The sequence below is a fragment of the Dactylosporangium siamense genome (genome assembly GCF_016862795.1).
GTDB classification, from domain to species: Bacteria; Actinomycetota; Actinomycetes; order Mycobacteriales; family Micromonosporaceae; genus Dactylosporangium; species Dactylosporangium siamense.
The window spans coordinates 1-8767 of record NZ_BONQ01000209.1 but is presented as its reverse complement, the minus strand read 5'-3'; the positions used below and the strand labels follow the sequence as shown (position 1 = coordinate 8767).

9 protein-coding genes are annotated in these 8767 nt (G+C 71.9%); 1 reads left to right on the top strand and 8 read right to left on the bottom strand.

The genetic code is table 11. The features are described 5' to 3' along the window. Positions 1 to 38: 38 nt before the first annotated feature. From Dsi01nite_RS55810 to Dsi01nite_RS55775, 8 genes are read right to left on the bottom strand one after another with little or no spacing between them, the layout of a single operon-like run. Positions 39 to 473, bottom strand: a complete 435-nt coding sequence (locus tag Dsi01nite_RS55810) for a flagellar FliJ family protein (protein ID WP_203854681.1) — start codon at positions 471 to 473, stop codon at positions 39 to 41. Next, on the bottom strand, positions 473 to 1780 hold the full coding sequence (locus Dsi01nite_RS55805; protein ID WP_203854680.1) for a FliI/YscN family ATPase: 1308 nt from the start codon (positions 1778 to 1780) through the stop codon (positions 473 to 475). Before Dsi01nite_RS55805 ends, Dsi01nite_RS55810 begins: the two co-directional genes overlap by 1 nt. After that, positions 1777 to 2577, bottom strand: a complete 801-nt coding sequence (locus tag Dsi01nite_RS55800) for a FliH/SctL family protein (protein ID WP_203854679.1) — start codon at positions 2575 to 2577, stop codon at positions 1777 to 1779. The genes Dsi01nite_RS55805 and Dsi01nite_RS55800 overlap by 4 nt, the downstream gene beginning before the upstream one ends. After that, positions 2561 to 3571 (bottom strand): flagellar motor switch protein FliG, encoded by a 1011-nt coding sequence (gene fliG, locus Dsi01nite_RS55795; RefSeq protein ID WP_203854678.1) that lies wholly within the window; start codon positions 3569 to 3571, stop codon positions 2561 to 2563. The genes Dsi01nite_RS55800 and fliG overlap by 17 nt, the downstream gene beginning before the upstream one ends. Positions 3572 to 3577: 6 nt before the next feature. After that, positions 3578 to 5194, bottom strand: coding sequence for a flagellar basal-body MS-ring/collar protein FliF (gene fliF, locus Dsi01nite_RS55790; RefSeq protein WP_203854677.1), 1617 nt, complete (start codon positions 5192 to 5194; stop codon positions 3578 to 3580). Continuing rightward, positions 5194 to 5502, bottom strand: a complete 309-nt coding sequence (gene fliE, locus Dsi01nite_RS55785) for a flagellar hook-basal body complex protein FliE (protein ID WP_239137264.1) — start codon at positions 5500 to 5502, stop codon at positions 5194 to 5196. Before fliE ends, fliF begins: the two co-directional genes overlap by 1 nt. A gap of 2 nt (positions 5503 to 5504) precedes the next feature. After that, entirely contained in the window at positions 5505 to 5909 is a 405-nt protein-coding gene (locus Dsi01nite_RS55780) for a flagellar basal body rod protein FlgC (protein ID WP_203854676.1), read from the bottom strand. A gap of 2 nt (positions 5910 to 5911) precedes the next feature. Continuing rightward, positions 5912 to 6253, bottom strand: coding sequence for a flagellar basal body rod protein FlgB (locus Dsi01nite_RS55775; protein ID WP_203854675.1), 342 nt, complete (start codon positions 6251 to 6253; stop codon positions 5912 to 5914). Between the two features lie 298 nt (positions 6254 to 6551). On the opposite strand from Dsi01nite_RS55775, the gene Dsi01nite_RS55770 reads away from it, so the two are divergent. Further along, positions 6552 to 8678, top strand: coding sequence for an MMPL family transporter (locus Dsi01nite_RS55770; RefSeq protein WP_239137262.1), 2127 nt, complete (start codon positions 6552 to 6554; stop codon positions 8676 to 8678). Positions 8679 to 8767: the final 89 nt, after the last annotated feature.

Genomic DNA, 8767 nt, shown 5'->3' with positions numbered 1-8767 from the left:
TCCTCCTGATGACCGGCCCAAGTCGCTTCGCTGGTCGGTCATGAATCCCCCCGGCGGTTGAAGGCGGCGGCGGTGGTCAGGTCGTCGACGGCCTTGGCCTCGATCGCGGCGGCCGTCTGCTTGCGGGTCAGGTCGTGCCGCTCCTGGAGCTTCTCGATGGTGCGGCGCTGCACGGCCGCGTCGGTGAGGTCGTCGAGCCGTTCCTGGACGGTCTCGTCGGCCAGGGAGGCCGCGCCGATCGCCGCGGACAGTGCGCCCGCGATCGCCTGCCGGGCCATGAGGGTCGCGGCGAACGCGGCCGACGTCGCCCCGTCCGGGACCCGCCGCCCGTCCAGGTCCCGTTCGCGGGCGTGCACCGCGCCGTGCGCCGACGTGGCCTCGCCGCGGGCGCGCACGACGGCCGCCTTCGCCGCGTCCTCCTGTGCCTTGCGGGCCCGCAGGACCGCGCCCAGCCGGAAACCGTTCTTCGCCATCAGGATTTCACCAGCGCATCCAGCATCGACCACGCCAGCGGAGCCGGGGTGGTGTCGTCCATGTCCTGCCGCAGGAAGTCGTTGATCTGCGGCCACAGCGCCTTGGCGCGGTCGGCGTCCGGGTTGGTGCCGCTCACGTACGCGCCGATCTCGACGAGCTCGCGCACGTCGCGGTGGGCGGCGAGCATCCGCCGCAGGGCGGTCGCATCGGTGCGCTGCTCCCGGGTGGTGACCGCGTTCGCGACCCGGGAGATCGACTCCAGCACGTCGATGCTGGGGAAGTGCCCGGACGTGGCGAGCCGCCGGTCGAGGGTGATGTGGCCGTCGAGGATCGAGCGGGCGGTGTCGGCGATCGGCTCGTTGTGGTCGTCGCCCTCGACGAGGACGGTGTACAGGCCGGTGATCGAGCCGACGGGCGCCGGGCCGGCCCGCTCCAGCAGGCGGGGCAGCAGCGCGAACACGCTCGGCGGGTACCCACGGGTGGCGGGCGGTTCACCCGCGGACAGGCCGACCTCGCGCTGGGCCATCGCGGTCCTCGTCAGGCTGTCCATCAGCAGCAGCACGTCCTGACCGCCGTCGCGGAAGTACTCGGCGATCCGGGTCGCGACGAACCCGGCGCGCAACCGCACCAGCGGCGGCTGGTCCGACGTCGCGATCACGACGACCGACCGGGCCAGCCCCTCGGGTCCGAGGTCGTTCTCGATGAACTCGCGGACCTCGCGTCCCCGCTCGCCGACCAGGCCGATCACGGAGATCTCGGCGTCGGTGCCTCTGGTGATCATCGACATGAGGCTGCTCTTGCCGACCCCCGACCCGGCGAAGATGCCGATGCGCTGCCCCCGGCCGCACGGCACGAGGGTGTCCAGCGCGCGCACCCCGAGTGACAGCGGTTCCTGCACGCGGCCGCGGGCGAGGGCGTCGGGCGCGTCGTTCTCGACGGTCACCCGCTCCAGGCCGGTGAGCGGCGGCCCGCCGTCCATCGGGCGGCCGAGCCCGTCGAGGATGCGGCCGCGCAGCTGCGGGCCGACGGCGATCTCCAGCGGTGAGCCGGTCCCGCGCACGGGGCTGCCGGCGCCGATGCCGGTGAGCGCGCCGAGGGGCAGGCAGGCGAGCCGGTCGCCGTCGATGGACACGACCTCCGCCGGCACCGCCGATCCGGGCGGGCCGATCTCGACGAGGTCGCCGACGCGGCCGTGGACCCCGGCGACGGTGACCGACAGGCCGACGATCGAACTGACCCGGCCCGTGACGCGCGGGTTGGCGGCCTGGCGGGCGGCGGCGATGCGCTGCTGGAGCGACGACGTCACTGTTCGAGCACCTCCCGCACCCGGTCGAGGGCCGGGCCCAGCCGGGCGTCGACCGTCGTGGCGTCGCACAGCGCGAGGGCGTCACCCGGTCCGAGGCCCGGGTCGTCCACGAGGGACACCGTGCGGCCGTCCATGACCAGTTCCGTCTGTCCTATCGTCAGCCGGTCCGCCGGGTTGAGCCGGACCGTCACCGGACTTGTCGACGGCACGAGCGCGAGGGCCCTTCCCAGCGCTTCCCGGCCGGGTTCGGTCGCGGTGCGCAGCTCCCGGCCGAGGACCGCCTCGGCCAGCGCGAACGCCGTCGCCACGATCTGGTCCTCGAGGTCCTGGGCGGCGGGCACGGCCCGGCGCTCGAGGGCGCCGGCGGCCGCGCCGATCGCCTGCAGGGCCCGCTCGACGCGCAGTCGGTGCAGGTCGGCGATCTCGGCGGCCTCGGCGGCGACCCGGGCGGCCTCCGCCTCGGCCCCGGCGCGCGCCTCCCGCCGGCCCTGCGCCCATCCGGCGGCGTAGCCGGCGGCCTCCGCCTCGGCCCGGACCTGCGCGACGAGCTCCGGTGGGAACGCCTCGCGGTCCCGCAGGTCGACGTCGAAGCGGGCGGAGGGCGCGGCGTCCGCCCGGTCGTCGGTGAGCACGTTCTCGCCGTACCGGACGGTGGCCGGGGCCTCCGGCGGCGGGAACGCCCGGGTCGCCGGGGTCGGTGGTGGCGGGGGCGGCGGCGGGAACGCCGGCCGGGGGGTGCCCGCCCGCTTCTTCGGCGGCGGCGGGAACGCCAGGGGGTACTCAGCCGACGAACTCATCGTCGTCTCCCCGGCGGATGGTGATCTGGCCCGACTCCTCCAGGGTGCGGATCGCCTGGACGATCTTCGCCTGGGACTCCTCGACCGTGCGCAGGCGGACCGGGCCGAGCATCTCGATCTCGTCGCCGAGGTTCTCCGCGGCGCGCTCGGACAGGTTCTTCATGACCTTCTGGCGGACCTCGTCGCGGACGCCCTTCAGCGCCGTGGCCAGGTCGTTGGTCTCGACCTGGCGCAGCACGAGCTGGATGGACCGGTCGTCCAGGGACACGATGTCCTCGAACATGAACATCTTCGAGCGGATCTCCTCCGCCAGCTCGGGGTTGCGCCCGGCGAGCCCTTCGAGGATCAGCCGCTCGGTGGCCCGGTCGGTCCGGTTGATGATCTCGACGAGCGGCTCGAGACCGCCGACGGCGGACAGGTCGCTGGGCTGCAGCACCGAGGACATCTTGCGTTCCAGGGTCGATTCGACCTTGCGGATGATGTCGGGCGAGGTGCGGTCCATGACCGCGATGCGGTGCGCGACGTCCGCCTGCAGCTCCGGGGCGAGCCCGCCGAGGATCTGCGACGCCTGCGTCGCGGTCATGTGCGCGAGGACCAGCGCGATCGTCTGCGGGTGCTCGTCCTGCAGGAACGACAGCAGCTGGCGGGGGTCCGCCTGGCCGAGGAACCCGAACGGCACGTCCATGAAGACCGTGTTGAGCCGGCCGACGATCTCACCGGCCCGCTCCCGGCCGAGGGACGCCTCCAGCAGGTCCCGGGCGAAGTCCAGCCCGCCCTGACCGACGTAGCGGTGACCGGTCGCCATGTCGTGGAACTCCTCGAGCACCACGTCGGCCACGTCGCCCTCGACCTGCCCCAGCCGCATGATCTCGGCGGTCAGCTCCTCGACCTCGGCCTCCCGGAGATGCGACATGATCTTCGCCGCGTCTTCCTTGCCCATCTGCACGAGCAGGATGGCCGCCTTGCGCAGCCCGGTCATCTCCCCAGTGGTCATGGTGCCTCAGCCGCGGCGGTCGGCGAGCCAGCCGCGCAGCAGCTGGGCCACCTCGTCGGGCTGCTTCTCGACCATCTGGGTGATGTCGCGGAAGCGGCCGTCACGGTCGAACTCCTCGCCCGGGCCGCCGGCGCCCTCCAGGGCGTGGGCGCCGCCGATGCCGCCCTGACCCTCCAGAGCCAGTTTCGCGCGGGCCGCCTCGATCGCCGCCTGCATCTCCTCCAGGGCCGCGTTCTGCTGGTCGGTGAGCTTCGCCTTCTCGGCCTTGCGCCGCCGGCGGCCGGAGATCGCCGCGACGATCAGCAGGATCAGCAGGGCCAGGATGATCAGGCCCATCTGGATGTACTTCTGCTGCAGCTCGCCCTGCTCGGCCTTGGCGGCGTCGGCGGCGGCGCTCTTCTCCGCCTCGGCCTTGGTGGTGTCGAACGCCATCGAGCTGACCGCGATCTGGTCGCCGCGGGTCGCGTCGAGGCCGACGGCGGAGGAGACCAGCTGCTGCAGCTGCGCCTCGTCGATCTTCGCCGCGGAGCTGTCGACGATGACGGCGACGGCGAGCTTCTTCACCGCGCCGGGGGCCGACTTCTTCGTCTCGGTGACCATGCCGACCGCGTTGTTGCGGGTCTCCGTGGACTGCTGGTAGGTGCCGTCGCCGCCGGCGCCGGTGCCGTTGGGCACCTGGATGTTGTCGGGGCCCAGGACGCCGCCGACGGGGGTGCCGTTGCCGCCCGTGTACTGCTCGGAGGTCTTCGACTCCGACAGCGGGGGCACGGCGGGGTCCGCGACGTACTTCTGCGTCTTGGTCTCGGTCGCGTCGAAGTCGAGGTCGGCGGTCACCTGCACGACGGAGTGGCCCGGGCCGACGACGGTGTCGAGCATGTTCTGCAGCGCGGTGTTGAGCCGCTGCTCGTAGGCCGACGTCTGCCCGGACTGCCCGTCCGGGGACGAGCCGGGGCCGTCGCCGGAGCTGGACAGGACCTTGCCGTTGGCGCCGACGACGGTGACCGCGGTCGGTTCGAGCCCTTCGACGCTGGAGGAGACCAGATGCACGATCGAGGTGACCGCGCCGTTGGGCAGCGCCTTGGTGCCGGTGTCGACGAGCACCGACGCGGTCGGCGCCAGCTGGTCGTCGGTGAAGACGTCCTTCTGCGGGATCGCCAGGTGCACGGTGGCCTTGTTGACGCCGTTGATCGCCTCGATCGTCTTGCCGAGCTCGCCTTCCAGGGCCCGGCGGTAGGTGACCTGCTGCATGAACTCGCTGGTCATGATGCCCTGCTTGTCGAGCAGGGCATACCCGGCGTCGCCGGAGGCGGGCAGGCCGGCGCCGCTCATCGAGATCCGCAGGTTGTACACCTGGTCGCTGGGCACGTTGATGGTGCTGCCGCCGTCGGACAGGGAGTAGGTGACGCCGTCGGCGTTGAGCTTGTCGACGATCGCGCTGGCGTCGCTGGCCGCGAGGTTGGAGAACAGCGGTGCCATGGTCGGCTTGCCGGCCCAGGTCGCGAAGAAGTAGCCGCCGATCGCGAGGGCCAGCACCGCGACGATGGTGACCACCCGCTGCCCGGGGGTGAACGCGTTCCAGCCGTCCTTCCCCCGTTGCAGGAGCGCGGTGAGCCGTTCGCGCATCAGGCCTGCATCCTCATGATCTCGTTGAAGGACTCGAGGGCCTTGTTCCGCACGGCGACGGTCAGGTTGGTCGCGAGGCTCGCCTCGGTCGCCGCGATCATGTAGTCGTGCACGTCGGTGAGCCGGCCGGTGGCGGCCTGCACGGCGAGGTCGTCGGCGGTCTGCTGCACCTGCTGGAGCCGCTGGAGGCCCTGCGCGACCATGGCACCGAAGTCGGCGCCGGACGTCGAGGGCCCGGTCGCGTCGGACGTGGAGATCGGCGCGAGGGCGGGGAGGGCGTTGACCGCCCCGACGGCGGTGACGGTCATGATCAGCCCTTCCCGATCTGGATCGCGGCCTGGTACGCGTCCTTCGCCCGGTCGACCACGGTCAGGTTCGCCTGGTAGCCGCGCTGCGCCATGATCATCTGCGTCATCTGTGAGCCGAGGTCGACGTCGGGGTACTTCACGTAGCCCTCGTGGTCCGCCAGGGGGTTCTCCGGCTCGAAGACCAGGCGGCCCTTGGGGTCGCCGAGCGCGGTGCCGGCGACGACCACGCCACCCTCCCCGGTGCCGTAGTCGACGGCGCGGGCCTGCACGTAGCGGGCGCGGAACACCTGGCCGGAGGTCGGCGCGGCGTCGTTCATGTTGGCGACGTTGTCGGAGATCGCGTCCAGCCACTTGCGGTAGACGGTCACGCCCGTGCCGGCGATGCCGATCGCACTGAAGATGGTCATCGTCAGCCCCTGATCGCGGTCCGCAGCAGCACGAACTTGTCGTCGACCCCGCGCAGCATCGTCTGGTACCGCAGACCGGTGTCGATGTTGGAGAGCACCTCGTGGTCGAGGTTGACGTTGTTGCCGTCCTCCCGGGTCGGCTCCATCGAGCGGGCCACGGCGATCGTCGCGTCCTTCGGCGTGCCCGCCTCGACGGCATTGAGCAGCGAGTCCTCGAACGACACCTTCCCGGCGAGGAAGCCGGGCGTCTCGATGTTGGCGATGTTGTCGGCGATGACCCGCTGCCGCTTGGCCAGCCCCGTCAGGGCGCTGTGCAGGGTGACCGACGTGACGTCCTCGAACACGGCAGGGAACCTCCCGTCCACCGGAAATCGGTGGCGCTTGCGGTGTGTCGCCGGTCCCTGGCTGCTGCGATGAGCGATCCTTGCTCGTTAGAGCCATCGGCGCCGCCCAGCGGGGGTTGAGGAATTCGGCCTCGGGGAAAACCCCCACGGCGCGAATCCGGGTGTGAGTCGGGTGCAGCCCGGATGTTTCCGGCGCCGCGCGTCCATAGCGTCTCTCTACGTGGAGAAGAGACCAGTTACCGTACGGGTGGCGCGCTGGAGCGCGGAGCACCCTTGGCGCGCAATCGCACTGTGGGTCGTGTTCGTCGCTGTCTGCTTCGTCGGCGGCAACATGGCGGGGACCGTCGAGGCGAGCAACTCCGACCAGGCCATCGGCGAGTCCGGCCGGGCCGACGTCATCGTCAACGACGGCAAGTTCGACAACCCGGCGACCGAGAGCGTGCTCATCACGCCGCTGTCGGGCCAGCTGGACCGCGGCGCCGCCGACAAGGCCGCCGCCGACGTGGCGGCCGCCATGAAGGCGCTGCCCGAGGTCGCCTCCGTGAGCGACCCGCTGCCCTCGCACGACGGCGGCGCGCTGCTGGTCCGGGTCACCATGAGCGGCGACCCCGAGACCGCCCAGGAGCGGGTCGGCAAGCTGCTCGACGCCACCGCGGGCGTGCAGAAGGCCCATCCGGAGCTGCGGGTCGAGGAGACCGGCGGCGAGTCCATCGGCCAGGCCATGGACGACACCCTCGGCAAGGACTTCCAGCGGGCCGAGTTCCTCAGCCTGCCGGTGACGTTCGCGATCCTCATCGTCGCGTTCGGCGCGCTCATCGCCGCCGGTGTGCCGGTGCTCCTCGCGCTGATGTCGGTCGCGGCCGCGCTCGGCCTGTCGACGCTCGCCTCGCACCTGGTCCCGTCGACCGACACGACCGCCAGCGTCATCCTGCTCATCGGCATGGCCGTCGGCGTCGACTACTCGCTGTTCTACCTGCGCCGCGAGCGGGAGGAGCGGGCGAAGGGCCGCAACCACCTCGACGCCGTCGAGATCGCGGCGGAGACCTCGGGGCACGCCGTGGTCGTCTCCGGCATCGCCGTGACGATCGCGATGGCCGGGCTGTTCCTCGCCGGCGACGTGGTCTTCTCGTCCCTGGCCGTCGGCTCGATCCTGGTCGTGCTGGTGTCCGTGATCGGCTCGCTGACCGTCCTGCCGGCGCTGCTGTCGAAGCTGGGCCGTTGGATCGACCGGCCCCGCGTGCCGGTGCTGTGGCGCCTCACCCGGCCCCGCGCCGCGTCAGAGGGCCAGTCCAAGGTCTGGGGCTTCATCCTCCGGCCCGCCCTGCGCAAGCCGGCGATCACCCTCACCGTGTCGGTCCTGGCCCTGCTGGCCCTCGCGGCGCCGGCCCTGACCATGCGGCTGAGCTTCCCCGGCATGGAGGACCTGCCGCGCACCACACCGGCGATGCAGGCCTACGACCGGCTCGTCAAGGCGTACCCGAGCAACGGCACCGTGCACACCATCGCCGTCCGCGTCCCGGCCGGGCAGCTCGACGCCACGAAGGCCGCGCTGGCCGAGCTGGCCAACCGGGCCGCCGCCGACCCGCTGTTCGCGCCGCTGGATGAGGCCCCGGACATCGAGGTCTCCGCCGACGGCACGGTCGCGGTGCTCGACGTCGCCACCCCGTTCGCCGGCCGCTCCGATCAGGCGAAGGAGTCCCTGACCCGGCTGCGCGAGGTCATGGTGCCGCAGACCGTCGGCAAGGTCGCGGGCACCGAGGCCGCGGTGGGCGGTTTCGTCGGGGCCGACGTCGACTACGCCGACCACGTCAAGCACAAGCTGCCGCTGGTCGTGGGCTTCGTGCTGGTGCTGACGTTCCTGGTGATGGCGTTCACGTTCCGCTCGGTGGTCGTCGCGGTCACCTCGATCGCGCTCAACCTGCTCTCCGCCGGCGCCTCCTACGGCCTGGTCGTCCTGATCTTCCAGGGCACCTGGGCCGAGGGCATCCTGGGCTTCAAGTCCATGGACGCGGTCGTGTCGTGGCTGCCGCTGTTCCTCTTCGTGGTGCTGTTCGGCCTGTCGATGGACTACCACGTCTTCGTCGTCAGCCGCATCCGCGAGGCGGTCAAGCAGGGCATGTCGACCCGGGACGCGGTGGCGCACGGCATCACCGGCTCGGCCGGCGTGGTCACCAGCGCGGCGATCGTGATGGTGGCGGTGTTCTCCATCTTCGCGACGCTGAGCACGGTGGACATGAAGCAGCTCGGGGTCGGCCTGGCCGCCGCGATCCTGCTCGACGCGACCATCATCCGCGCGGTGGTCCTGCCCTCGCTGATGACGATGCTGGGCAACGCCAACTGGTGGGCGCCGCGCTTCATGCGCCGCCGCGAGGTGCCGCCCGCGACACCCGCACACGAGCGAGAACTGGTCGGCTCGAGCCGCTGACATTCGGCTTGAGTGCGTCGCGAAGCGGCGCATGGGGGTTCGCGGGGGGTGGGAACCCCCGCGCGGGACCCGCCGCTTGCGGTGGGGCA